Origin of the sequence: Parazoarcus communis, assembly GCF_003111665.1 — a bacterium.
Taxonomy (GTDB): Bacteria; Pseudomonadota; Gammaproteobacteria; order Burkholderiales; family Rhodocyclaceae; genus Parazoarcus; species Parazoarcus communis_B.
Genome location: NZ_CP022188.1, coordinates 3,804,104 through 3,829,233, shown reverse-complemented (window position 1 = coordinate 3,829,233; position 25,130 = coordinate 3,804,104). Strand labels below are relative to the sequence as shown.

General features: G+C 61.2%; 18 protein-coding genes. 13 read left to right on the top strand and 5 right to left on the bottom strand.

Annotated elements, in window-relative coordinates; genetic code table 11:
• Nucleotides 1-5: 5 nt before the first annotated feature.
• The 13 genes from ispC (at nucleotide 6) to CEW87_RS17430 (ending at nucleotide 12,875) form a co-directional block, all read left to right on the top strand.
• Nucleotides 6-1,208 carry a 1-deoxy-D-xylulose-5-phosphate reductoisomerase gene (gene ispC / locus CEW87_RS17490; protein ID WP_108975053.1) on the top strand — a complete coding sequence of 401 codons (1,203 nt, stop codon included), beginning with the start codon at nucleotides 6-8 and terminating at the stop codon, nucleotides 1,206-1,208.
• Nucleotides 1,205-2,584: an RIP metalloprotease RseP gene (rseP, locus tag CEW87_RS17485; RefSeq protein WP_108975051.1), complete on the top strand. Its 1,380-nt coding sequence runs from the start codon at nucleotides 1,205-1,207 to the stop codon at nucleotides 2,582-2,584. Before ispC ends, rseP begins: the two co-directional genes overlap by 4 nt.
• Before the next feature lie 8 nt (nucleotides 2,585-2,592).
• On the top strand, nucleotides 2,593-4,920 hold the full coding sequence (gene bamA / locus CEW87_RS17480; protein WP_108975049.1) for an outer membrane protein assembly factor BamA: 2,328 nt from the start codon (nucleotides 2,593-2,595) through the stop codon (nucleotides 4,918-4,920).
• 34 nt (nucleotides 4,921-4,954) lie between these two features.
• Entirely contained in the window at nucleotides 4,955-5,455 is a 501-nt protein-coding gene (locus tag CEW87_RS17475; RefSeq protein ID WP_108975047.1) for an OmpH family outer membrane protein, read from the top strand.
• A 15-nt stretch (nucleotides 5,456-5,470) separates the two neighbouring features.
• Entirely contained in the window at nucleotides 5,471-6,490 is a 1,020-nt protein-coding gene (gene lpxD, locus CEW87_RS17470; protein ID WP_108975045.1) for a UDP-3-O-(3-hydroxymyristoyl)glucosamine N-acyltransferase, read from the top strand.
• A gap of 11 nt (nucleotides 6,491-6,501) precedes the next feature.
• On the top strand, nucleotides 6,502-6,939 hold the full coding sequence (fabZ, locus tag CEW87_RS17465; RefSeq protein WP_108948308.1) for a 3-hydroxyacyl-ACP dehydratase FabZ: 438 nt from the start codon (nucleotides 6,502-6,504) through the stop codon (nucleotides 6,937-6,939).
• Entirely contained in the window at nucleotides 6,936-7,706 is a 771-nt protein-coding gene (gene lpxA / locus CEW87_RS17460; protein WP_108975043.1) for an acyl-ACP--UDP-N-acetylglucosamine O-acyltransferase, read from the top strand. Before fabZ ends, lpxA begins: the two co-directional genes overlap by 4 nt.
• 4 nt (nucleotides 7,707-7,710) lie before the next feature.
• Nucleotides 7,711-8,874, top strand: a complete 1,164-nt coding sequence (gene lpxB / locus CEW87_RS17455) for a lipid-A-disaccharide synthase (RefSeq protein ID WP_108975041.1) — start codon at nucleotides 7,711-7,713, stop codon at nucleotides 8,872-8,874.
• Nucleotides 8,867-9,481 carry a ribonuclease HII gene (gene rnhB, locus CEW87_RS17450; protein WP_108975039.1) on the top strand — a complete coding sequence of 205 codons (615 nt, stop codon included), beginning with the start codon at nucleotides 8,867-8,869 and terminating at the stop codon, nucleotides 9,479-9,481. The genes lpxB and rnhB overlap by 8 nt, the downstream gene beginning before the upstream one ends.
• The gene (locus CEW87_RS17445; protein ID WP_108975037.1) at nucleotides 9,478-9,933 is read left to right on the top strand and encodes a CopD family protein; all 456 of its coding nucleotides are present in this window, start codon (nucleotides 9,478-9,480) and stop codon (nucleotides 9,931-9,933) included. Before rnhB ends, CEW87_RS17445 begins: the two co-directional genes overlap by 4 nt.
• Nucleotides 9,934-9,946: 13 nt before the next feature.
• Nucleotides 9,947-10,750: a TrmH family RNA methyltransferase gene (locus tag CEW87_RS17440; protein WP_108975035.1), complete on the top strand. Its 804-nt coding sequence runs from the start codon at nucleotides 9,947-9,949 to the stop codon at nucleotides 10,748-10,750.
• A gap of 138 nt (nucleotides 10,751-10,888) precedes the next feature.
• Nucleotides 10,889-11,674 (top strand): peroxide stress protein YaaA, encoded by a 786-nt coding sequence (yaaA, locus tag CEW87_RS17435; RefSeq protein ID WP_108975033.1) that lies wholly within the window; start codon nucleotides 10,889-10,891, stop codon nucleotides 11,672-11,674.
• Nucleotides 11,675-11,744: 70 nt separating this feature from the next.
• Nucleotides 11,745-12,875, top strand: a complete 1,131-nt coding sequence (locus CEW87_RS17430; protein ID WP_108975031.1) for a M14 family metallopeptidase — start codon at nucleotides 11,745-11,747, stop codon at nucleotides 12,873-12,875.
• An 88-nt stretch (nucleotides 12,876-12,963) separates the two neighbouring features.
• On the opposite strand, the gene serB is transcribed toward CEW87_RS17430, so the two are convergent.
• From serB to CEW87_RS17405, 5 genes are all read right to left on the bottom strand, one after another.
• A complete protein-coding gene (serB, locus tag CEW87_RS17425) occupies nucleotides 12,964-13,797 on the bottom strand; it encodes a phosphoserine phosphatase SerB (RefSeq protein ID WP_108975029.1) in 834 nt (277 codons plus the stop codon).
• Nucleotides 13,794-14,873 carry a 3-deoxy-7-phosphoheptulonate synthase gene (locus CEW87_RS17420; RefSeq protein WP_108975027.1) on the bottom strand — a complete coding sequence of 360 codons (1,080 nt, stop codon included), beginning with the start codon at nucleotides 14,871-14,873 and terminating at the stop codon, nucleotides 13,794-13,796. The genes serB and CEW87_RS17420 overlap by 4 nt, the downstream gene beginning before the upstream one ends.
• A 170-nt stretch (nucleotides 14,874-15,043) precedes the next feature.
• On the bottom strand, nucleotides 15,044-15,865 hold the full coding sequence (locus tag CEW87_RS17415) for a class I SAM-dependent methyltransferase (protein ID WP_108975025.1): 822 nt from the start codon (nucleotides 15,863-15,865) through the stop codon (nucleotides 15,044-15,046).
• 90 nt (nucleotides 15,866-15,955) lie between these two features.
• A complete protein-coding gene (gene corA / locus CEW87_RS17410; RefSeq protein WP_108975023.1) occupies nucleotides 15,956-16,921 on the bottom strand; it encodes a magnesium/cobalt transporter CorA in 966 nt (321 codons plus the stop codon).
• Nucleotides 16,922-17,032: 111 nt separating this feature from the next.
• Nucleotides 17,033-25,111, bottom strand: a complete 8,079-nt coding sequence (locus CEW87_RS17405; RefSeq protein WP_159098200.1) for a hemagglutinin repeat-containing protein — start codon at nucleotides 25,109-25,111, stop codon at nucleotides 17,033-17,035.
• Nucleotides 25,112-25,130: the final 19 nt, after the last annotated feature.

The following is a 25,130-nucleotide window of genomic DNA, read 5'->3' as shown; positions in this document are numbered from 1 at the left end:
CCTTCATGCCTGACTCACGTCTGCAGCACGTCACCATTCTTGGCGCCACCGGTTCGATCGGCGTCAGTACGCTGGATGTCATCGGCCGCCACCCTGAGCGTTATGCGGTCTTTGCGCTCACGGCCAACCGCCAGGTGGACAAGATGGTCGAGCAGTGTCGCCGTTTTGACCCCCGCTATGCGGTGATGGTAGACGCTGACGCTGCGCTGCAACTGCGCGCACGGTTGCGCGAGGCCGGTTGCGCGACCGAGGTGCTTTCCGGCGCCGCTGCCCTTGCGGAGGTTGCAGCCGATCCTGAAGTCGACGCAGTCATGGCGGCAATCGTTGGTGCTGCCGGTCTTGAGCCCACACTTGCAGCGGCGCGTGCGGGCAAGAAGGTCTTGCTGGCAAACAAGGAAGCGCTGGTGCTCTCGGGCCGTCTGTTCATGGATGCGGTTGCCGCCTCCGGGGCCTGTCTGCTTCCGATCGATAGCGAACACAATGCGGTTTTTCAGTCCTTGCCGGCCACCTATCAGCGCAGCCCCGTCGCGAGCGGTGTCCGCCGCATTCTGCTGACCGCCTCCGGTGGCCCCTTTCGCGATTCGGCCGTCGAAGATCTCGAGAGTGTCACTCCGGAGCAGGCATGTGCGCATCCGAACTGGGTGATGGGGCGCAAGATTTCCGTCGACTCGGCGACGATGATGAACAAAGGGCTCGAAGTGATCGAGGCGCACTGGCTGTTCGGTGCGCCGGCGGATCAGATCGAAGTCGTAATTCATCCGCAGAGCGTCATCCACTCCATGGTGGATTACATTGACGGCTCGGTGATCGCTCAGCTTGGCAATCCCGACATGCGCACGCCGATTGCGCATGCGCTGGCATGGCCGGAGCGGATTGACTCCGGTGTGGCGGCACTCGATCTGGTTCAGATCTCGCGCCTTACTTTCGAGCGACCGGATTTCGACCGCTTCCCCTGTCTGGCCCTCGCATACCAGGCTTTGCGTACAGGCGGCGCCGCGCCTGCCGTGCTCAGTGCAGCAAACGAAGAGGCCGTGGCGGCCTTTCTCGACGGAAATCTCGGTTATCGTCGTATTGGCGACGTTATTTCTGCGACCCTGGAACGTGTCGGGGCGATGGCGGTCGATTCGCTGGAGGCAGTTCTGGCTGCAGATGCCCATGCGCGAGAAATCGCCCGAGACCAAATCACCAAGCGTGCCACGATCCGATGACCCTGTTTCACTACCTGATCCCGTTTGCCCTTGCACTCGGTCTGCTTATTCTGGTTCACGAACTCGGCCACTACCTTGTGGCACGTTGGTGTGGCGTCAAAGTACTCCGATTCTCAATCGGGTTCGGCAAGCCGCTGGTGGTCAAGCGGGCTGGCGCTGACGGGACAGAGTGGGCGCTCGGCGCCTTTCCGCTTGGTGGCTACGTCAAGATGCTCGACGAACGCGAGGGTTCGGTTGCCCCCGAAGAACTTCACCGGGCCTTCAATCGCAAAAGTGTCTGGCGCCGGTTCGCGATTGTAGCGGCCGGGCCGCTGGCGAACTTCCTGTTGGCCATCGTGCTTTACTGGGGCATTTTCGTCGTCGGTACGGACGAGCTACGGCCGCGGATCTCGACCGTGGAGGTCAGTGATGCTGCGAGCGCGAATCCGGCGCAACTGGCAGGCATTCGCGACGGGGATCTCGTTGTCGCGATTGATGATGAGCCTGTTCAGAGTTGGCAGGATCTGCGTTGGGTACTGTTGCGTCATGCCCTCGACAACGGGAAGGTAAGCCTGCGCATCCGCACCCTCGAAGAAGTAGAGACCTTGCGCACGCTGGACCTCAGCGGTCTGGACATCGACGACAGCAGCACGGACCTCATCGCACGGATTGGTCTGCGCCCTTGGCGTCCGCAGATTCCCGCTGTCGTCGGCAGACTGGTTGACGACGGGCCTGCCGCGCGGGCGGGACTGGTGGCGGGTGACGAGATCATCGCGATCGATGGCGAGCCAATCGCGTCGTGGGGTGAGATGGTGGCTCAGGTGCGCGACTCTGCCGGGCGCGAGCGCCTGTTCGGGGTAAAGCGGGACGGCGTTGAGCGCAGCTTTGCCATCGTGCCCGACACGGCTTCAGAGAACGGAGAGAGCATCGGGCGCATCGGCATTGCGGTCGCCGAACCGATGCTTGGCGGACTGACGATGTTTGCCGAGGTTCGGTACGGCATCGTGGACGGTCTCGAAAAATCCGTGCGGCAGACCTGGGACACCAGCGTGCTCAGTTTGCAGATGATCGGGCGGATGATCACCGGCGAGATCTCGTGGAAGAACCTGTCCGGACCAGTCACGATTGCGGACTATGCGGGGCAGTCGGCGCAGCTTGGTCTGAGCCATTACATCAAGTTCCTGGCGCTCATCAGCATCAGCCTGGGGGTGCTCAACCTGCTACCCATCCCGGTGCTGGATGGCGGGCATTTACTGTATTATGTGATCGAAATCATCAAGGGCGGTCCCGTCTCGGAACGTGTCATGGAGATCGGCCAGCAGATCGGCCTTGCGCTCCTTGTCATGCTCATGGCATTTGCCTTCTACAACGACATCAATCGTCTAATCTCCGGCTGAATAACCGAATGAATCGCAAGCGCCTTTCAGGGCTGATCATGGCCCTTTTTGCCTCTTTTCCCGCGTTCGCCTTTGACCCCTTCGTGGTCAAGGACATCCGGGTAGAGGGTATCCAACGTACGGAAGCAGGTACGGTCTTCAACTACCTCCCGGTCCGTGTCGGTGACACGTTCGATGAAGGACAGGCCGCCGAAGCAATCCGGGCACTGTTCGCCACCGGATTTTTCAGCGATGTGCGCATCGAAACTGAAAACGACGTGCTGGTGGTCCTGCTCGATGAGCGTCCTGCCATTGCCCAGATCGATTTTGTCGGGGTCAAGGAATTCGACAAGGACCAGCTCAAGGCCGGCCTGCGCGAAGTCGGGCTCGCCGAGTCACGCATCTTCGACCGCGCCTTGCTCGATCGTGCCGAACAGGAACTCAAGCGCCAGTACCTGAGCCGTGGCAAGTACGCTGCAGCGGTCACCACCACGGTGACACCGCTTGAGCGCAACCGCGTCGGGATCAACTTCAGCGTGGAAGAGGGTGAAGTCGCCAAGATCGCCAGCATCACCGTGGTTGGGGCGAAAGCTTTCGAAACCGAGGACCTCGTCGATCTGTTCCAGCTGACGACGCCGGGCTGGCTGACCTGGTACACCAAGAACGATCAGTATTCTCGTCAGAAGCTGTCTGCTGACCTCGAGAATCTCCGTTCCTACTATCTCAACCAGGGCTATCTCGATTTCAATATCGATTCGACCCAGGTGTCGATCACGCCGGACAAGAAAGAGATCTACATCACGGTGAATATCACCGAGGGTGAGCAGTACACGGTCAGCGGGCTGCGTTTCACCGGCGAACTCATTCTTCCCGAGTCCGAATATCTCGCGCTGAGCACGGTTCGTCCGGGCGAGATCTTCTCGCGCGAGAAGCTGACCGAGACCACCAAGGCGGTGACCGATCGGCTTGGCAATGAGGGCTATGCGTTTGCAAACGTCAACGCCGCTCCGGAAGTCGACAAGGCAAAGCGCGAAGTGGCGTTCACCGTTTTCGTCGATCCGGGTCGTCGCGTATATGTGCGCCGGATCAACGTTGGCGGCAACACTAAGACCCGCGACGAGGTCGTGCGTCGTGAAATGCGCCAGATGGAAGGTGCCTGGTACGATGCGGCGGCAATCAATCGCTCGCGCGAACGTGTCGACAAGCTGGCCTTCTTCGACGAAGTGACGGTCGAGACACCTGCGGTCCCCGGTACCACCGACCAGGTGGATGTGAATTTCGGTGTCAAGGAACGGCCCACAGGTAACCTGATGCTGGGCGCGGGCTTCTCCAGTTCGGAAAGCATCGTGCTGTCGGCTTCGATTTCGCAGCAGAACCTCTTCGGCAGCGGTAACGCGATGACGCTCGGACTCAATACGAGCAAGTCCAGCCGCACGCTTTCGCTCTCCTTTACCAATCCGTACTACACCGTCGACGGTGTGAGTCTGGGCTGGGACATCTATCACCGTACCTACGACACGACGGATTATTCGACGGTGTCGCCGTACAAGACCGTTTCGACCGGTGCCGGATTGCGGCTGGGATACCCGATTGCTGAAGATGACAGCATCAGCTTCGGTCTGGGGATTGACCGCACGCGTATCACGACCTACGACGACAGCACGGATCAGTACAAGGAGTTTTGTATTGATTTCGGTTGTAGCGATTCGAGCGGGATTGGTGACGTAACCGTGTCGAGCCTGCTGCTGACGGCAGGTTGGTCGCGGGACAGCCGCGACAGCTTCCTGTACCCGCGCAAGGGTGTCTATCAGCGAGTGTACGGCGAGATGGCCCTGCCGCCGGGTGACCTGCGTTACACGAAGCTGAACTATCAGTACCAGCACTGGTTCCCGATCGGCAAGGACTACGCGCTGATGCTTAACGGGGATATCGGCTGGGCGACCGGGTTTGGTGGCAAGCCGGTGCCGTTCTACAAGAACTTCTATGTTGGCGGTATCGGTTCCGTGCGCGGCTTTGACCAGAGCTCGCTCGGACCCAAGGATTCGGATGGCGATTCGATCGGTGGTACGCGCAAGGCCGTGGCCAACGCCGAGTTCTTCTTCCCGATGCCGGGTTCGGGCAAGGATCGTTCCTTCCGCATCTCGGCCTTCCTTGACGCTGGTTATGTGTGGGGTAAGGATGCGGTTACGGGCGACGACGAGAAGATCAACTTCGGCGACCTGCGGTACAGTACCGGTCTCGCCTTTGCCTGGACTTCGCCGATCGGTCCGTTGAAGTTCAGCCTTGGTTTCCCGCTCAAGAAGGAAGCGGACGACGACATTCAGCGCTTCCAGTTCCAGCTTGGCAGCGTGTTCTGATCGCGCCGCCCCCGGATAATTTGTGGAGACACATGTGAAAGTCAGTACTCTCTCCGTGATCGCAGTGGCCCTGATGGGACTGAGCCAGGCTGCGTCGGCTGAAACCAAGATCGGGTTCGTTAACTCCGATCGCGTCATGCGTGAGGCCGGCCCGGCCGTGCGTGCGCAGCAGCGCCTCGAGAAGGAATTCGAGAAGCGCGACCAGGAAATGCAGCGCATGGCCAAGGACCTGCAGGCCATGCAGGAAGATCTCGAACGCAATGGTGTGACGATGGCCGAGTCCGACCGTCGCAACAAGGAACGTGCGTTCAATGACCTGAACCGCGACTTCCAGCGCAAGCAGCGCGAGTTCCGTGAAGATCTCAATCAGCGCCGCAACGAGGAGCTCGCTTCGGTTCTGGACAAGGCGAATCGCACGGTCAAGCAGATTGCCGAAGCCGAGAAGTACGACATCATCCTGCAGGAAGCGGTCTACGCCAGCCCGCGCATCGACATTACGGACAAGGTGGTCAAGGCCCTGTCCGAGTCCAAGTAAGGGCTTCGCTCGGTAATGATTCGCCTCGACGAACTGGTCGAAAAACTGGGTGGTGAGTTGGTTGGCGACGGCAGTGTCAGTGTTGGCAGGGTTGCGACACTCGACCAGGCCGGGGAGGGCGACCTCTCGTTTCTGGCCAATCCGAAGTACCTGAGTCAGGTCAAGAGCAGTCGGGCAGCGGCAGTCATTGTTGGCAAGGGCGCACGGGATGCGTTGACCGATCGGCCACGCATCGTGGCTGACGATCCCTACCTCCACTTCGCACGCGTCGCGAGGTACTTCAACCCGCCCGCAGCAGTCCAGGGCGGTGTTCATCTTCTGGCTGCCGTATCCTGCTCGGTACCGTCCTCGGTCGCAATCGAGGCAGGTGCGGTCGTTGAAGAGGGTGTCGTGCTGGGTGAGGGCGTGCACATCGGTGCTGGCGCTTACGTCGGTCGTGGTGCACACATCGGTGCGAACACCCGGATCGGCCCGCGTGTAACGATCTATGCCGGCTGTGTGATTGGTCAGGATTGCATTGTCCACGCCGGGGCCGTGATTGGTTCGGACGGCTTTGGCTTCGCGCGCGAACGTGACGGTGCATGGGTGAAGATTCCGCAGGTCGGCCGTGTGGTCATCGGCGACGATGTCGAAATCGGTGCGAACACCACCATTGACCGTGGTGCGCTGGACGATACGGTGATCGGTAACGGGGTGAAGATCGATAACCAGATCCAGATCGGCCACAACGTCCGTATCGGCGACTACACTGCGATTGCCGGTTGTGTTGGTATCGCGGGAAGCACCCGGATCGGAGCGCGGTGCATGATCGGTGGGCAGGCCGGGATCATCGGCCACCTCTCGATTGCCGACGATGTCGTGATTTCGGCAGGAACACTGGTGACCAAATCGATCCGTCAGCCTGGTGTCTATACGGCCAATCTGCCGGTTCAGGGACACGGCGACTGGGTCAAAAATTTCGCGCATCTTCGCCATCTCGATGCGCTCGTGGATAGAATACGCGCCCTCGAACAACGCCTGGAAGAACGGGAATAAAGCTGAATACCATGGATATCAACGAAATTCTTCAATACCTGCCCCATCGTTACCCGTTTCTGCTGGTCGACCGGGTGCTCGAACTTGAAGAGAACAAACGCATTCTGGCACTGAAGAATGTGACCATGAACGAACCGTTCTTTCCCGGCCACTTCCCGCACCATCCGGTCATGCCGGGTGTGCTCATCGTCGAAGCAATGGCGCAGGCGGCCGCGCTGCTGTCGTTCAAGAGCATGGGTGTGAAGCCTGACGAAAACTCGGTGGTGTATTTCGCCGGTATCGATAACGTCCGTTTCAAGCGGCCTGTTGTTCCGGGCGACCAGCTTATTTTCGATGTCGAGATTACCCAGAGCAAACGCAATATCTACAAGTACAAGGGGGTGGCCAGGGTCGGTGACCAGGTCGCAACCGAGGCTGAACTGATGTGTGCGCTCAAGACCCTGTCATGATTCATCCGACTGCCATCGTCCATCCGGACGCGCGGATCGGCGAAAACGTATCGATTGGCGCGTATTCGATCATCGGCCAGCACGTCGAGATCGGTGCCGGCACATGGATCGGACCTCACGTCGTGATCGAAGGGCATACGAAGATCGGGTGTGACAACGAGATTTTCCAGTTCTGCTCCATCGGCGCTCAGCCGCAGGACAAGAAATACGTCGAAGAACCGACACGCCTTGAGATCGGCGATCGCAACACGATCCGGGAGTTCTGTTCCTTCAACGTGGGCACCAGCCAGGACGCGCATGTCACCCGCATGGGTAGTGACAACTGGATCATGGCGTATGTGCATGTCGCCCACGACTGTCAGGTCGGCAACCACACGATCTTCGCCAACAACGCGACGCTCGCGGGCCATGTGCATGTCGGTGACTGGGCCATCCTCGGTGGTTTCACCGGTGTGCACCAGTTCGTGCGGGTTGGCGCTCACAGTTTCTGTGGTGTCGGCACGGTCCTGCTGCAGGATCTGCCTCCGTGCGTCACGGTTTCGGGTAACCCGGCGGCGCCACACGGCATCAACAGTGAAGGCCTCAAGCGGCGCGGTTTTTCCGCCGACGGTATCGCCGCGATCAAGCGTGCTTACCGGTTGCTGTACCGTTCCGGGCTGAGACTCGAGGAAGCGCGGGAGCAGATTGCGGCGCTCGCCGGCGAGCACGCCGAGGTCCAGGCTTTCTCCGATTTCATCAGCCAGTCTGGCCGCGGTCTGGTGCGTTGATCACATGGCGCCCAGAATCGCCATGGTGGCCGGAGAAGCCTCCGGCGATCTCCTCGCCAGTCACCTGATCCGCGCTGTAAAGCAGCACGTTCCGGATGCCGTGTTCTACGGTATCGGTGGTCCAAAGATGCAGGCCGAGGGTTTCGAGGCGCGCTGGCAGTCGGAGCGCCTCGCCGTGCACGGTTATGTCGATGCGCTGAAGCGCTATCGTGAGCTCTCGGGCATCCGCAAGAAGTTGCTGGCCGAGATTCGCCGCGACAAGCCTGATGCCTTCATCGGTGTCGATGCCCCCGATTTCAACCTCTGGCTGGAAGGGCGCGTGAAGGATTCCGGGATCCCGTCGATCCATTTCGTCAGTCCTTCGATCTGGGCCTGGCGTGGTGGCCGGATCAAGATGATCGCGCGTTCGGTGAGCCGGATGCTGTGCCTCTTCCCTTTCGAAGCACCGATCTACGACAAGGCGGGCGTTCCAGCGACCTATGTCGGGCATCCTTTGGCGGACGTGTTTCCGCTCAAGCCCGACCGCGCTGCGGCTCGAGAGCGGCTGAATGTCTCGCCCGAAGCCAAGGTCATTGCAGTCTTGCCTGGCAGCCGGCAGTCCGAGGTGCGTAATCTCGCGGACACCTTCATCGGTGCGGCAGCCATTCTTTCGCAACGCCATCAGGATGCGGTTTTCCTGGTGCCGCTTGCGACACGTGAAACCCGTGCTTTGTTTGAGGAGGCACTGCGGCTCAACGATGCACGCGAGCTGCCGATCCGCATGCTGTTCGGACACTCGGTCGACGCCATGACGGCAGCGGACGTGGTGCTCGTCGCCAGCGGCACAGCCTCGCTCGAGGCCGCCTTGCTCAAGCGCCCGATGGTGATCAGTTACCGGATGGGCGGCTGGCAGTACCGGCTGATGAAGCGCATGGCCTATCTGCCCTGGGTTGGCTTGCCCAATATCCTGTGCAACGAGTCTCTGGTGGCAGAACTGCTTCAGGACGATGCGACGCCGGTCAAACTGGCAGATGCGCTCGACCGCTGGCTGCTCGACCCTGCAGGTTGCGAGGCGCTCGCTGAGCGATTCACCGAGCTTCATCTGACACTGCGCCAGGATACGGCCGACAAGGCTGCTGCAGCGATCCTGCCCTATCTTCAACACAAGCCCAAGGTGGGTCATGTCTGAGCCCTGTCGCATTGCACTGATTTGCGGTGTGGACGAAGCCGGGCGGGGGCCCTTGTGCGGCGCGGTCGTTGCTGCAGCGGTCATCCTTGACCCTGCACGTCCGATTGAGGGACTGGCAGACTCAAAGAAGCTGAGCAAACGTGCGCGTGAACGACTTGCGCCCCTGATCCGCGAGCGCGCACTCGCATGGGCTGTTGCCGAGGCATCGGTCGAGGAAATCGACCGGCTCAACATACTGCATGCGACGATGCTGGCGATGAAGCGTGCTGTCGAGGCCCTTGCGGTCAGACCGGACGAGGCACTGATCGATGGTAATCGCTGCCCGGCACTCGATATTCCAGTTCGGGCGATCGTGAAGGGTGACAGTCTCGAGCCGGCTATTTCGGCCGCGTCCATTCTGGCTAAAACCGTCCGCGACGAGCAGATGCGTGCGCTTGACCTGGCGTTTCCACACTACGGTCTTGCAGGGCACAAGGGCTATCCGACGGCCGCGCATCTGGCCGCCATAAGAAAGCATGGCGTGCAGGATTTTTACCGGCGCAGTTTCGGTCCTGTACGCGCAATTCTCGAGAATCCCCCGCTCTGGACCGAGGACGAAGCCACATGACGCTGCACCATCTGATGCTTTTCCTGCACGTCTGCGGCGTAGTGGTATGGGTTGGGGGCATGGCGTTTGCGTGGTTCTGTCTTCGCCCCGCCGCGATGCAGTTGCCGCCTGATCGCCGCCTCGGATTGTGGGCAGCAGTGCTGCGCGCATTTTTTCCGATGGTCTGGATTTCGATTGCGCTCATCCTCGCGTCCGGTTTCGGTATGTTGATTGAGACGGGTTTTGCGCGCGCACCGATCGCATGGCATGTCATGCTGCTGACTGGCCTGGTGATGATCGCCGTCTTTGCGTCGATCTGGTTTGGCCCGTGGCGCACAATGCAGCAGGCAGTTGGCGCCGAGGACTGGGCCCGTGCTGCCGTGGCGATGAACACGATCCGCCAGCGCGTCGGTTTCAATCTCGGACTGGGTTTGCTCACGACCGCGATCGCAACCCTTGGTCTGGGTCTCTGAACGGATTCCGGGCGTGGATCTGCTCAGCTCTCGCGACAACCCCCGAATCAAGCATCTCCATGCACTGGCGAGCAGTCCGCGTGATCGTCGCAAGCACTGCGAGACCGTGCTCGATGGCGCACATCTGATCCAGGCGGCAGTTCAGGCCGGCATGGGTCTCAAGGCGGTGTACGTCTCTGAATCCGGCCTGGCGGGCGTCGAGATCGCGGCGCTTGTCGCCGATCTGCCCCCCGGTACGCCAGTGACCCAGCTCACCGACCCGCTCTTTTCCCATGTCAGCCCTGTCGACAGCCCTTCCGGCGTGCTCGCACTGGTTGACGTGCCTGAGCAGACCGGTTCGCCAGAATGTGAAGCCTCACTGATTGTGCTCGACGCAGTGCAGGACCCCGGAAACCTTGGCACCATTCTGCGCACGGCTGCAGCCGCCGGCATCGAAACCGCGTGGCTGACCCCGGGGTGTGCCCAGGCCTGGTCGCCGCGCGTGCTGCGCGCAGGCATGGGCGCGCATTTCCGGCTCAAGGTCAGGGAGCAGGTCGACGCGCTTGGCGCACTTGCTGACTATCCGGGTCGGGTGCTGGCCACCGGTTTGACCCACAGCGCACGACCACTCTACGCACTGGATCTAGACGGCCCCGTTGCATGGTTGTTCGGCGCCGAGGGGCAGGGCGTCTCTCCGGCCTTGCTGGCGCGGGCAGATCAGATTGTGACTATTCCGATGGCTGACGGCATCGAATCGCTCAATGTCGGGGCTGCTGCTGCGGTCTGTCTGTTCGAGCAGATGCGTCAGCGCCAGTTTGCAGGAGTCGGTCGCGCCTGAGCGATTGAATCACTGCAAGACTGTAGCTGCTTCTCAGCGCTACCGATGTGAAGCCGGTCAACACTGCGCAGTCAGGCCGTGCGTCTCAAGCGGGGTGGATTTGCTAAGATCGAGCCCTCGATCCATTTGAGCTGTGCCATGATCTTCGTCATCTCCCCTGCCAAGGCGCTCGACTATGAGACGCCGCCGGTTGTTGCCACTCACAGTCAGCCCGACTTCCTAGATCAGTCATCTGAACTGATCGACATCCTGCGTCAGCGCACACCGGCAGAGGTTGCCCAGCTGATGAAGCTTTCCGACCAGCTCGCCAGTCTCAACGTTGCCCGCTACGCGAGCTGGACGCGTCCGTTTTCGCCCGACAACGCCAAGCAGGCGGTGCTGGCCTTCAATGGTGATGTGTATGAGGGGCTCGATGCTGCCTCGCTGTCACCTGCAGATCTGGATTGGGCGCAGGCGCATCTGCGGATTCTGTCCGGGCTGTATGGCGTGCTGCGGCCGATGGACCTGATGCAGCCCTATCGCCTCGAGATGGGCACGAAGCTGGCAAACGCGCACGGCAAGGATCTCTACGCCTTCTGGGGCAACCGTATCACTGACGAGCTCAACGCACTGCTGGCGCGCGAGGAAGATGCCGGACGCGAGCGGGTACTGGTTAATCTCGCTTCCGAGGAGTACTTCAAGTCGGTACGCCGCAAACAGTTGCAGGGCAGGGTGGTCACTCCGGTGTTTGAAGACTGGAAGGCGGGGCGCTACAAGATCATCAGCTTCTATGCCAAGCGCGCGCGCGGCCTCATGAGCCGCTATGCGATCACCCATCGTGCCGAGGACGTCGACGCCCTGCGCAAGTTCGACACTGAGGGCTACGCGTTTGCCGCCGAGGCCTCGGACGCTGACACCTGGGTGTTCCGGCGGCGCATTGACTGAAAGAGGCAGGACTGTCTCGATTGAACTGCGCGACGGAATGACTCCGGCGGCGCCACAGGATGGAGAAAGCATGAAGATCAGTTCCAGCTTCGATTCGGGCTCAATCGAAGTCGTCAGCCTCGAGGATCAGCAGAATATCCGCCTGCGTCTGCGTGCGGACAACGCAGCGGATTTCCGCCAGTGGTTTCACTTCCGTCTGCACGAGGCGGGTGGGAAGCCCGTGCGGATGGTGTTCGAGAACGCGGCGGACGCGGCCTATCCGGACGGGTGGCCAGACTATCGCTGTGTTGCGTCCTACGACCGCAAGAACTGGTTCCGGGTGTCCGGTACCTGTTACGAGAACGGCGAGCTCGTGGTCGAGCACACGCCCGAACGCGACATCATCTACTACGCCTATTTCGAGCCGTATTCACACGAACGCCATCTGGAACTGATCAGCTGGGCGGAAATGTCGCCTTATGCGACCGTGCAGAACCTTGGCACGACCGTGAAAGGGCGCGATCTCGATGTGGTGGTGGTCGGACGCCCGGTGGCCGGGCGCAAGCCGGTGTGGATCATCGCGCGCCAGCATCCAGGCGAGTCGATGGCTGAGTGGTTCATCGAGGGCTTGCTCAAGCGCCTGCTCGACAGCGCCGAACCGGTCGCACGCAAGATTCGCGAGCATGCCGTGCTGTACATCGTGCCGAACATGAATCCCGACGGTGCGGTGATCGGGAATTTGCGCACCAACGCTGCCGGTCGCAACCTGAACCGGGAGTGGCGTGCGCCTGATCCCGTCATGAGTCCAGAGGTCTATCTGGTGCGGCAGGCAATGGAGGAAACTGGATGCGAGTTGTTCCTCGACATCCACGGCGACGAGTCACTGCCTTATGTTTTCCTCGCCACGGCTGAAGAGGTGCCGGGCTTCACCACCGAAATGGCCGAGCAGCAGGCGCGATTCATCGAGGGTCTGCAGGCAGTCAGCCCCGACTTTCAGACTGAGCACGGGTATGTGAATGGTCGCTTCGGCGAAGAAATGCTGACCCTGGCCAGCAAGTGGGTGGCGCACCAGTTTGGCTGTGTCTCGCTCACGCTAGAGATGCCGTTCAAAGACAACGCCAACATGCCTGATGGACAGACCGGCTGGAATGGCGCGCGCAGCAGACGCCTCGGGGGGGCGATGCTGAATCCGATCCTGATCCACGTTGATCCGGCGAGTTGATGCGTTTCAGGGGGCAGTCCGCGTGCCTGCAGCACGCATGAACCCACTACTGCCCGGCGCTCGGCGAACGTACGAGGCCGGGGCAGGATCAGGACGGGAATAGCGACAGAATACCGTCGAGCCCTACGTGGTCGAAGCTGCAGTCGGCCTCGGCACGCAACACAGGTTTGGCGCGATAGGCGACGCCGAACCCTGCTGCCTGGAACATCGGAATGTCATTGGCGCCGTCGCCCGCGCAAATGACCTGTTCCACGCTCAGACCAAGTGCGTCGCGCGTGCGCTCGAGATGCTCGGCCTTGGCATTACCATCGACGATGTCGCCGGTCACCCGCCCGGTGAGGTAACCACCTTCAATTTCGAGTTCGTTGGCCCAGGCGTAGTCAAAGCCCAAGCGTTGCTTGAGGCGTTCGGTGAAGTAGGTGAAGCCGCCTGACACCAGCATGGTGCGGATGCCGGCCTGCTTCAGCCCGCGCATCAGGCGCTCAGCGCCCGGGTTGAGCTGCAGTCGTTGCTCGTACACCTTCGCCAGCGCGTCTTCAGGCAGGCCACGCAGCAGCGCCACGCGCCGGGTAAGCGATTCGCGAAAATCCAGCTCGCCGCGCATGGCGGCTTCAGTGATTTCGGCAACCTGAGCCTTCAGGCCCTGCATGTCGGCGATCTCATCGATGCACTCGATGTTGATCAGCGTCGAGTCCATGTCGGTCACGAACAGGCCGAAATCGCCCAGCCGGCGATCTTCAGCAACCCAGGCCCAGTCCAGCGCGGCGTGCGCACAATGCGTGGGCACGCCGGGGTCGGACTGCGCACCGCACAGGCGGAAAGCCTGCGGCGTAATTTGTTCTATCGCCCGTGCGCCGGTCAGCTTGGCGAGCGATTTGAGGGCCATGTTATCCACGTCGAGCCCTTGAACGACAAGGCTCATTCAGTGCGCTCCCGGAGAGCCAGTGCTTCGCGCAGTTCCGCATCGGCACGTTTGATCATGTCTACGGTGGTGTCCCAGCCGACGCAGGCGTCGGTGACCGAGCAGCCGTACTTGAGCAGCGACAGATCCGCAGGAATGGGCTGGTTACCGGCTTCGAGGTTACTCTCGATCATCAGGCCAACGACCGAGCGGTTGCCTTCGCGCACCTGATGGACGACGTCCTTCATTACCAGCGGCTGCAGTTCGGGCTTCTTCCAGGAGTTGGCGTGCGAGCAGTCGACCACGATGTTGACCGGCAGCTTGGCCTTGACCAGCGCCTGCTCGGCGAGCGAGATCGATACCGTATCGTAGTTCGGACGGCCGCCACCACCGCGCAGGACAGCATGGCCGTACTTGTTGCCGCGGGTGCGCAGAATGGCCGACTGGCCCTGTCCGCTGACGCCCAGGAAACTGTGCGGGCTGGCCGCCGAGATGATGGCGTTGACGGCCACATCCATGTCGCCGTCGGTCGCATTCTTGAATCCGACCGGTGTCGACAGGCCCGACGCCATCTCGCGGTGCGTCTGCGATTCGGATGTCCGGGCGCCGATGGCGGTCCACGAGATCAGGTCGCCGTAGAACTGCGGCGCAATCGGGTCGAGCGCCTCGGTGGCGATCGGCAGGCCGGTTTCGGCGACGTCCAGAAGGAAGCGACGTGCCTTTTCCATGCCCTCGTCGATACGGAAGGAGTCGTTCATGTAAGGGTCGTTGATGTAACCCTTCCATCCGGTCGAGGTGCGGGGCTTCTCGAAGTACACCCGCATCACCAGCACCATCGTGTCCGCGACTTCGTCCGCCAGTGCGCGCAGGCGGCGAGCATAGTCGAGGCCGGCAACCGGGTCGTGGATCGAGCACGGACCCACAACGACAAAAAGGCGCTTGTCCTTGCGGTCAAGGATGTCCATCAGCGCCCTGCGACCGGCCAGCACCGAGGCGGCGGCCTTGTCGGTGAGCGGCACGAGCGCTTTGATCTGCTCGGGCGACGGCATGTCATCGACAGCCAGGATATTGAGGTTTTCGGTCTGGGCGACAGGCATTGAGCGCTCCGCAAGGCTCCAAGAAAGAGCGGAATTGTAACCCGAAGGCGGGCTCAGGCCGGACTTGCACTGGAACTTTCGAACATGACAGCGCGCTTGCCAGGCACGCGGACAGACTGCAAGGCCGCGTGGCGCGGTCAGACGCAGGGCGATCGTCCTGCGTGTCGCGCTCAGTAGTTGAAACGTTCGGTCAGTGCGCCAAGGTTGAGTTGGTCGAGGATCTCCGCGAGACGCTCGCGTGCATTGCCTCGCGGGGCACCGGTCCGGCGCGCAACGATCAGCTCGTTCTTCATCGAATGTTCCCAGCCAACAAGCTCTGTCACCGTGAGCGAATACCCATGCGCTTCGAGCAGCAGGCAGCGCAGTACATTGGTGATCTGGCTGCCGAACTCACGGGTATGAATCGGATGGCGCCAGATTTCCGCGAGCGGCGTCTGCGACAGCGATTCGGCCTTGTGCTGGCGCAGGATGGCGGCCACTTCGGCCTGGCAGCACGGCACCAGCACGATGAACTGGGCCTGCTTGGCGAGGGCGAAGCGGATCGCGTCGTCCGTTGCGGTATTGCAGGCGTGCAGCGCAGTGACGATATCGACGCGGTCGGGCAGGGCGTCGGACGTGATCGATGCCTCCACTGAGAGATCGTAGAAACGCATGCGCCTGAAGCCCAGCTTGTCGGCAAGCGCCCGCGAGCTCTTTACCAGCTCCGCCCGGGTCTCGATGCCGATGACCTTTCCCTTGTCGCGCGCCTTGAGAAACAGGTCGTAAAGGATGAAGCCCAGATACGACTTGCCTGCGCCGTGGTCGACCAGTACGGGGTCGGCTGACGTGGCAAAGGCTTCTTCAAGCAGCGGCTCGATGAAGTTGTAGAGGTGGTAGACCTGCTTGAGCTTGCGCCGGCTGTCCTGATTGAGCTTGCCGTCGCGGGTGAGGATGTGCAGCGCCTTGAGCAACTCGACGGATTGATCGGGGCGAATCTCGGGGGCAGCTGACATGACTTCGTTTTCAGGGACTGGGCTTCACATTCTAACCGGCCCGGGCACATCGCGCCCGGACTCGGCTCGCAAGGCGGCGCCTCAAGGACCCTACAACCACTTTGCCCGCTTGAATTGCCAGTACAGAACAGCCGATGCGAACACGATCGCGATCAGTGCGGCGGGGTAGCCGTATTCCCACTGAAGTTCGGGCATGTGGGTGAAGTTCATCCCCCAGATGCCGGCGAGTGCGGTTGCCACGGCGAAGATACCGGCCCAGGCCGCAAGACGCTTGCTGACCTCGGTCTGGTCGATGGTGACCATCGACAGGTTCACCTGGATGGCCGTGCCAATGGTGTCGCGAATGCTGTCGAGCGAAGCATTGAGGCGGGTAAGGTGGTCGTACACGTCGCGGAAGTAGTGGCGGCTGTTGCTGCACACCTCCGGGACACGGCCGCTGTGCAGTTTGCCGGCCGCTTCCATCAGGGGCGTGACGGCGTGCTTGAGCAGGGTGACCTTGCGCTTGAGGCGATACAGACGCCGGATGTTGGTAGGCGCAGCGCCCTTGGTGAAGATCCGCTCCTCCATCGCCTCGAGATCGGTTTCGAGCTTTTCGATGAGCGGAAAATAGCGATCGACCACCGCATCCATCAGCGCATACAGCACATAGCCCGGCCCCTTGACCAGCATTTTTGGTTCACGTTCACAGCGTGCACGCACGCCAAGAAAGTTCTGCTGGCTGCGGTTGCGCACCGAAAGGATGTAGTTGCGCCCGACGAAGGTATGCACTTCGCCGACGACGAGCTTTCCCTCGTGTTCTTCGACCAGGTGCATGACCGCGAACACCTCATCGTCGTATTCCTCGACCTTCGGGCGTTGGTGACCGTGATTTGCGTCTTCCACTGCGAGTTCATGCAGACCGAAAGCTGCCTTCATCTGCGCCATCTCGTCAGGCGTTGCATCCTTGAGCGCCACCCAGACGAAGCAGTCCTGCTTGTTCAGGTAGGAGGTGATATCGCTGACCGGAAGGTCGGCCAGCTTGCGGCCGTGCTGATAGGCAGTGCAGTTTATGAGCATGAGATCATGACGCAGTTGAGCTCATGCAAGTCTAACCCGCTTTGCGATTCAGGCAGCGAGCCAGCGACTGTGGTGCGACGAACGCCGTTTCACATCCGTCGCACCTCATGCTTACTTCGCAGGTGTTTCCGCTGGCGCCGCTTTGGGCTCCATGGCCTTGTCCAGCTTCAGCTTGTCGGCTTTCAGCTGGTCGATCGTCGCCCGCCGTTCGGCAGCCTTGTCCTCTGCCGACTTTCCGGTGTCGGTCGATGCTGCAGGAAGATCGTCAGTCGTTTTGCTTCGAGGCTTGTCATCGGCGGCTGTCTTGGCTCTGCTGTCAGGGATGTCGTCTGTCGTCTTCGAACCGGTCTTCTTTTCCGGTGTCTTTGACTCGCTCGACGTCTCGTAACCTGCCTCGATACCGATGGCGATATCGCGACTCTCGGCCTTCTGCTTAATTTCGTTGCCGATGATCTGCGTGCCGCCCTCTGCCTTGATGTCGGCCTCCTGGTTGATGACGTTGTTACCCTTGATCGTCACCGTACCGCCCGAGCCGATCGACGTGCCGGTCGACTCGACCTTGTCTGCGTAGCCGACGTTGCCGCCAATGGCGCCGGTTTTCTCCTTGCCTTCGCTACCCGAGGTCGACCCGATTTCAGCCTGAACGCCAAAGGACGTCGTTGTTTCGGTGTTCTTGGCGGCCCGCAGGTTGACGTCGCCGCCCGCAGCGATACCCGTGTCGCCTTCGGACTTGAGCGCCGTACCTTCGAAGTTGGCGTCCTTGCCTGCCGAGATGCTGATGCCACCGCTGCCAGCCTTGATCGACCCGACTTGCGCTGTGCTGCTGTTACCGTTCTCCTGTTCATAGCCACCGCCCAGGCCCATTGCCTTGTCGCCACCCTTTTCGGAACTCAGGGAAAGACTGGCGTTTGCGGCCTGGCTCGACGACTCGGTCGTGTCGCGTGCGGCCTTGAAGTCGACATTGCCCCCTGCATCCACGCCGACGGCATTTCCAGCTTCAAGCTGAGTCCCCTCGAAGCTGGCGTCGCCCTTGGTCTTGATGTTGATGCTGCCGCCCGCGGTCATGCCACCTGCACGTGCCGTGCTTGTCTTCTCACCTTCCTTCTCCATCCCGTATTCGGCATCGAGGCTGCCGCCCGCCTTACCGACGACATCGACCTTGAGCTCGGCGGAGATGTCCTGCGAGTTGCTGCTGCTGGTCGTGGTGTCCTTCGCCGCCTGGTAGTCGAGAGAGCCCGCCTCGAGGTTGATGTCGCCTCCGGATTCGAACTGGGTGCCGATCAGGGTCGTCTTCTCTTCCGACTTGGACGTAATGCTGCCGCCGGATTTGTAGCGCGTGGTGACTGCCGTGGTGCTGGCCTCACTCTCGCCTTCAGAAGCGCCGGTATAGCTGGCGCGGAAACCTGCGCCGGCGCCTGCACCAGATTCTGTTTCGGATTCACCCTTTGAGTTTGCACTGGCCCCGGCCTCGGCCGAAGCACCCGCACCGACGCCGATCCGGGCGTCATGGCTGGAACTGCTCGAACGGGAGTAACTGCTGTCCTCGGCCGCGATTTCACGGATCTCGCGGGCGGATTGATCAATGTTTCCGGCCGCTTCGATCTGCGTCCCCTGATCGACGATGGTGTCCTTCGCGGTCCGGGTGATGTTGCCGCCGGACTTGAAGCTCGACGTGACCTGGGTGACAGAACCCTCAGCACTGGATTCCTCTTCCCTGTTGTAACGCAGTCCGGTGCTCACGTTTGCTTCCGCACCGGCGCCGGCCTCTGCCGTGCCTGCCGCGCTGTTGCTCAGCCGTGTCGGGTTGGCCTCGGTGCCTGCCTTCGCCTCGGCCTTCGCATCCGCGCCGACATACACGCCCGCAGTCTGCGTCGTCTTCGAGGAGGTGCGCTCCTCGATATCCTGTGCTGCCCGATTGACGATGTTCGTCGCCTCGATGTTCATGTCACCGCCGGACTCGACTTCGGCACCGACGAAGGTCGCATCCTGGCCTGCGGTGATGTTCATGCTGCCGCCTGACTTGAGTGTCGAGCCGGTGTTCCTCAGCGTATATTCGGTTGTCTTCTCGTTTTCGGTGCGCGCGCCAATCGTCGTCGTACCGCTGGCCTCGGCCGAAGCGTCAGCACCCGCACTGGCGTTGGTTCCGGTTGTGCCGGCTCTTGCCTGCGCTTCCGCGTTGGCACCTGCCGAAGACTCGCCGTCGTTGTAGATGCCCACCGAGGTCCGGGTCGTCTCCGTGTTACTCCAGGTCTCGTTGCGCCCGGCGAGAACTTCGACGTTCTCGGCTTCGAGGTTCATGTCGCCGCCCGACTCGACGTTCGATCCCTGCACCCTGAGTGTGCCCTCGGTGCTTGCATTGAGGTTTCCACCGACCGTCAGGCTGGAAGCAACGCTGGTGTTGGAGCCCGCATTTGTCGTACTGACCGTGGTTTCCGCAAACTTGAGATCGGCTGAGCCGGACGCTTCTGCGTTGGCATTCGCGCTCGCGTCGGCGCTGGCGCGTCCGGACGCGCTTTCAGATGCAGATGCCGACTTGCTGCCCGAATCGCTCTCACCCGAACTGCCAGTCTTGAGGAAGGTCGTGGTTTCGGTAACCGTGGTCGTGCGTTCCTCGTCCAGTCCGTCGAGAATATTGATGCCCTTGGTCGCGGTGATGTTCGCATCACCGCCGATCGCGACATCCGATCCCTGAATGGTCATCTCGTTCTTCGCATCGATGTCGGCATTGCCGCCGACATTCAGCGTCGAACCTACGTTGGTGCCTTTGAAGCTGTCCGTCGTGGTCTTTTCCGTGCCCCAGACGCCTCCACCGACGCCGACGCCGGATGTCTCGGTTACGGTTTTTGTTGTGACCTTGTCCTGGCGGGCAATCACATTGAAGTCACCACCAGTATCGACATCGAGATCGCCGCCGACATCGGCATTCGAGCCCGCAATCGTGGTGTCGCCGCCACTGTTGAGCTTGAGGTTGCCGCCCGTCTGAAGATTGGAGCCGGTGTTGGTTTCGGTTGTCTCGGTTGTGGTTGTCGACGAGCCGTAGAGGGGGCCGAAGTTTGTCGATTCGCTCGTGGTCCTCGTGGTCTTATCGACAATGGTATCGAAAGTGATGTCGCCACCAGCCTCCAGACTGGCGTCACCACCCGCCCTGACGTCGGCGCCAATGACGCTGATGTCCTTGTTGGCTGACATGTCGAGGTTGCCGGTGGCTTCAATGCCCCCGGTGCGCCCGATCGTAGTGGAGTAGTTGATATCGTCACCGGCGCCCTCGACCAGTGTTCTGTTGGTGATGTTGCCTTCGGTTGACGTGAGACTGACGTCGCCCCCGCGGATCGTGCCGCTGGTATTGGTGATATCGCCGGTCGTCGTCACGGTCAGGGTGTTCGCCCCCTGAATTGTGCCTCCGGTATTGTTAAGCGCATCGCCGGCAATCGTAACGTCATCGGCCGATATGACCGCGCCACCTGCGATCATGTCGCGCGAGCTCTGTGACAGGTACACCCGTGGAGCGAGTACCTTCTGCCCGCCAACCTCAACCTCCTCCATCCATACGATGTCTTCCTGAAGGTTGGCGATCTGCGTGGGGGTCAGCGCCTGACCGTAAACAAGCCCGAGCGCTGCGCCCTGATCCACGGCTTGATCCATCAGTTGCTGCATCTGTGCCGCTTCGTCGCCATAGCCCTTCAGAACATTGCTGCCCGTCTCTGCAATAAGTTGCTGGCGAATCAGATAGGCTTCGTAATTCGAGTCGCCAAGGCGTTTAAGAACGGTGTCGGGGTTGTACCCATAGCGATTCTGCAGGTAATCGGAGCCAACGAAGTTGGAGCCGACGGCAAACAGGGGGTTGGTCTCAACCAGGTATCTGGAGTTCGGATCCCTGGAAACAACGAAATAGCCATTCGGATTGCTGGGCAAAGTGATGTTCACTCCGCCAAAGGCCAGGGTGCTGCCAGCCACCACGGCACCGGCCGCGGTTCCTGCTGTGGCGGTGGTACCGGTAACGCCCATTGCTGTGCTGCTTGTCCCCGCGCCGGGATTCAGGCCAGTGACCGAGTCAGACTGGGTACCGCTCTGCTTTGCATGTTCGGGCGAGGCGGGGTAGGGCGACCCCACGTTATTCAGCGTTCCACCACTGAAGTTGAAGCTGGTAGCGAAGATGCCGGCGCCGAATGTCGTGCGTGTGCTTGCACCGGCGAACTGAGCACCAGAAAGGGCAAGTTCAAGGCCTTCATTCGTCAGTGCGCTCGGGTATGAGCCCGATTCGACATGGCGCGTACGCGTCCATCCCCAGCCTGGGCTCCAGTTGTCCCAGTTGTTGCCGTCGTCATCGATACTGCCGTTGTCGCCGTTATAGCCGCTGCGGCTGGAGTCGGTGCGTGCCCAGACAACAAAGTCGTCGTCACCGATACTTTCGTCCTCAATGCGGATGATGCGACGTGTGTGTTCGAGCGTGTAGAGGGTGAGGTCCTCGTTGGTGAAGGTGCCGCTGCCGGAAACATTGATCGTGGGAGCCGACAGCACTGCAATGTAGTTATGGCCGCTTCCGCCGTAATTGATGCTTAGCGTCGAGCCCGCACCGCTGCCAATGATCTGTGCTTTTGTCTTAGCTGACAGTTCCGCCTCGGTGATGCCTACAAGCTCTTCGTTACGCGTGATTGTCTGATCCAGTAGCCAGGCGTTCATGCCATTGTCGAGGCTGCCTTCGTTTGCGATCTTGTTCCAGCTCCCACTGCTGCTGGTAATCGTCGAGCCAAGCTGCTTGCTGATTGAGACCCCGCTATCCAGCGTCGTTTCGTTGGTGAACGATGAGGTCGCCGTGATAGTGATGTCGCCGAGTGCCACGATCGCCGCATTGTTGATGAAGCTGGCGCTGGTGGTAGTGATGCTGCCGCCGCTATCCATCGTTGCACCATCGGGTCGGTTCCGGATCGTGCCGCCGGTGGCACTTAGCGCGAGCGCAGTGCCGGCATAGAAGGCGCCGTAGTTGTCGATTGAGTTGCCGCTTGTCGCGCTCACATTCAAGGACGCGAGAGACGAGATCCCGCCGGTGCGCTGGTTTGTCACCCCTGCGGCTGCAACGGAAAGCGTGTCGTTCGAGTGAATGGCGCCATAGTTGCTGACGCTGCCACTGACAGTCATCTGGCTGGCACCGGAGTTCATCGCACCAAACAGCAGGGCGCTGCTGTTGCTGGCACTGCCGTTGGTCAGGGACGATGCGGTGAGCGTCGTGCCACTGCTCCCATAGATCTTGCCCTGGTTTGAGATCCATCCGGCGAGGATGTTCATCGTCGAGCCGGCGAAAAGGACGCCTGAGGCCGAATTGTCGAGCGTTTCGACACGGCTGCCACGACCCAGCGTCATGGCTGTGCCGGACTGAATGCGACCTGCATTGGTAAGGACAAGGGCGGTCAGGTCGACCGCGCCGTCGCCGATCATGGTGCCACCCGCCACGTTCGACACGCCATCCCCACTGACGATCGTCAGGGTGTCGGTACTGCGAACCTGACCACTGTTGGTCAGCACATCTCCTGCCGTCCGGGTTGCGGTGAGCGTGGCGAGATCTGCGCTGTCGATGAACCCGGTGTTGTTCAGGGTGTTGCCCTGCAGGGCAAGGGTGTCGTTCAGTCCAGTCGTCTTGACTGTGCCGCTGTTGGCGATCGCTGCCGTGGCCACCACGTTCAGGCCGCCTGCGGACTGGATCGTGCCCTGGTTGTCGATTGCGCCGCTGACCGCAAGGCTGCCGTCTGCATTGGCTGCCGTTGAAACAATGAGGCGCGACGCGCTGCCACTGTTGGTGAAGCTCGTCGCATTCACCGTGCTGCCGGTGGCGGCCTGGATCGTACCTGCGTTGCTGATGGAGCCCGCGGTGAGAGCAAGTGAAGCCTGGCTCAGGACGTTGCCACCGGCAAGGTTGTTCAGGTTGACCAGATGGCCGACGCCGCCAATTGTCAGCAGTGCAGCGGACTGGAGACGCCCTGCGTTAGTGAGCAGGAAGCTGGTTGTGGCTGAGCCGATATTGAGCGTGCTGTCAGCGATGATCTTGCCTGCCGCAAGTTGCTGAAACGCGTTACCGACGTCGAGGTGCATCGCACCGCCCGCCTGCAATGCACCACTGTTGGTAAAGCTCGTTCCGGTAGTGGCCGTTGCCGTTGCGTTCAGCAGGCCGCCCCCGTCGATGGTGCCGCTGTTGTCGATGGACCACGCATTGAGGTCGAGGTCCCCGTTACTGCCTCCATTGCCGGTCCGGAGCGCCAGTATCTGACCACTGTTGGTGAGCGTGGAGCCCGCCTGAATGTCGAGTGCGCCGGCGGACTGGACCAGTCCCTGGTTGTCGAAAGTGCTACTGACATTGAAGTCACCGACGCCGGAAACGGCCGAGGTCGTTGAAGCGATGAAGCTCGACCCGGCGCTATTGATGAAGCGGTTGGCGACAACCGTGCTGCGATCGACTGCCTGTACCGTACCGTCATTTCCAACGGTGCCCGCGTTCACTGAAAGCGTCTTGCCAAGCAGTTCGCCGCCTGACTGGTTGAACAGATCGGTGGCACGCGTAGCGTCGCCCACGCCAAGGTCGCCGCCAGACTCAACACGACCGCTGTTGATGAAACCACCGCCTTGGGCAATCACCTCGATATCACCACCCGCCGCGACATCGCCACTATTGACGACCATGATCGCAGTGACCGAGAGCTCGTCGGCAGCCTGAACGTCAGTGCTGGCTGAAAGTGCAACCTCACCGTTGCTCGCGGTCAATGTCACATCATCGGTGCTCAGGACTTCGGTATCGGCGAGGTCGATATCGCCGCTCGTGGCCTGGATGCTCAGACTGCGGCTTGTCGCTGCACTATTGGCGCCGCTGTAGAGCCGGGCGCCGTTGCTGGTCTGAATGTCTGCGGCGGTGATCTCGAGATCGCCACCCGCGCCCCAGACCGATCCGTTTGCGCTCGCTGCACCACTGAGGTTGACGCTCGAATCCTTGCCGGCAAAGCGCACCTTGCCCGTGGATGCATCGCTCATCGTTGCAGCATCGACACTCAGGTCGCTGGATGCGAACAGCTCGCCTTCTGCCAGGCGGACCTGTCCGGCCGTTGCGGTGATGGCGAGGTCGTTGCCCGCCGAGAGCTTCGCGCCGCTGCCGTTGAGCAGAACATCGTCGGTTCCGCTTGCTGCGGAGGACGCAATGCTGTTGTCGCGGGCCGCGCTGATCGTCGACTGAATCTCGATCTTTCCGGCACTGGTCAGGGTGAAATCGTCAACCGTTGCTGCGGCTTCGCCGAGCATGCGCACGCCTACGCCAGCCTCGGTCGCGATCAGCCGGATGCGGCCCGCGTACATGCCGCCCAGGGCGCTGGAGTCGATCGCGTATTCGGGTGCGGCGCCTTCTCCGGTTGCTGTTCCCGTGACTGAACGGCTTGCGTAGCTCCACTTGTTGGTGCCGGTCGTGACCCCGATCGAGCCGTCGGCAGCCGTGTTGATCTGGCTGTCGATCCTGATCGAACGGGTTACGAGGTCCAGCGTTTGCTGTGCGCTCGCATTGAGTCCGGCACCGTTGATCAGGATATCGCCGCGGGTCACGGTGAAATGGGAAAGACTGCCGTCGGCATTGAAGCCGGGCATGCCGGTGGTGAGCGTGGCGCGGTCGGTATTGATGAAGCCGCAACCCGAACAGGTAATCCCGTTGGGGTTGGCGACGATCACGTCGGCCTTCCCGCCGAGGACTTCGGTGAAGCCGGCGAGCGTGCTGCGCCGGGTCGACACCACTTCGTTGAGGATGACGCGGGCTTCGGCCGCGAGGTTTACGTTGGCCATGACCTGGCCGGCGAGCTGCGACTGGCGCGCGATCTCGGACGTGTTGCCATTGTTGAGCACGAGGCCAACTGACTCGACGTCGTAACGGGTGTACTTGTTGTGAGACAGTCCGGCAGCGTTCGCGGTGTTGATATTGACGACCGGGACGCCGTTGGGCGCGATATAGGCGTTCGTGTTTCCACCGGTCGGCACCACGGTGGTGGCTGCATTGACCTGTGCAAAGGCAAAGGAAGACACGCCAAACAGGCCCGAGCCGATGGCCGCGACCAGCATTGCGCGGCTGGAGGGGGAGCAACTGCTCTTTGCGTGTCCCTTGGCGCTTTCCGGGGCAACGACATAAGCGCCTCTGGCGGTGCTCCAGATCAGACGAAAGGCGCGGTTCATTGTGGCGTGTCCGTTCATG

Excerpts from the sequence above, each read along its gene's own strand:
- ispC (WP_108975053.1), top strand. The coding sequence starts at position 6 with ATGCCTGACTCACGTCTGCAGCACGTCACCATTCTTGGCGCCACCGGT.
- rseP (WP_108975051.1), top strand. The coding sequence starts at position 1,205 with ATGACCCTGTTTCACTACCTGATCCCGTTTGCCCTTGCACTCGGTCTG.
- bamA (WP_108975049.1), top strand. The coding sequence starts at position 2,593 with ATGAATCGCAAGCGCCTTTCAGGGCTGATCATGGCCCTTTTTGCCTCT.
- lpxD (WP_108975045.1), top strand. The coding sequence starts at position 5,471 with ATGATTCGCCTCGACGAACTGGTCGAAAAACTGGGTGGTGAGTTGGTT.
- fabZ (WP_108948308.1), top strand. The coding sequence starts at position 6,502 with ATGGATATCAACGAAATTCTTCAATACCTGCCCCATCGTTACCCGTTT.
- lpxA (WP_108975043.1), top strand. The coding sequence starts at position 6,936 with ATGATTCATCCGACTGCCATCGTCCATCCGGACGCGCGGATCGGCGAA.
- lpxB (WP_108975041.1), top strand. The coding sequence starts at position 7,711 with ATGGCGCCCAGAATCGCCATGGTGGCCGGAGAAGCCTCCGGCGATCTC.
- rnhB (WP_108975039.1), top strand. The coding sequence starts at position 8,867 with ATGTCTGAGCCCTGTCGCATTGCACTGATTTGCGGTGTGGACGAAGCC.
- CEW87_RS17445 (WP_108975037.1), top strand. The coding sequence starts at position 9,478 with ATGACGCTGCACCATCTGATGCTTTTCCTGCACGTCTGCGGCGTAGTG.
- yaaA (WP_108975033.1), top strand. The coding sequence starts at position 10,889 with ATGATCTTCGTCATCTCCCCTGCCAAGGCGCTCGACTATGAGACGCCG.
- CEW87_RS17430 (WP_108975031.1), top strand. The coding sequence starts at position 11,745 with ATGAAGATCAGTTCCAGCTTCGATTCGGGCTCAATCGAAGTCGTCAGC.
- serB (WP_108975029.1), bottom strand. The coding sequence starts at position 13,797 with ATGAGCCTTGTCGTTCAAGGGCTCGACGTGGATAACATGGCCCTCAAA.
- CEW87_RS17420 (WP_108975027.1), bottom strand. The coding sequence starts at position 14,873 with ATGCCTGTCGCCCAGACCGAAAACCTCAATATCCTGGCTGTCGATGAC.
- CEW87_RS17415 (WP_108975025.1), bottom strand. The coding sequence starts at position 15,865 with ATGTCAGCTGCCCCCGAGATTCGCCCCGATCAATCCGTCGAGTTGCTC.
- corA (WP_108975023.1), bottom strand. The coding sequence starts at position 16,921 with ATGCTCATAAACTGCACTGCCTATCAGCACGGCCGCAAGCTGGCCGAC.
- CEW87_RS17405 (WP_159098200.1), bottom strand. The coding sequence starts at position 25,111 with ATGAACCGCGCCTTTCGTCTGATCTGGAGCACCGCCAGAGGCGCTTAT.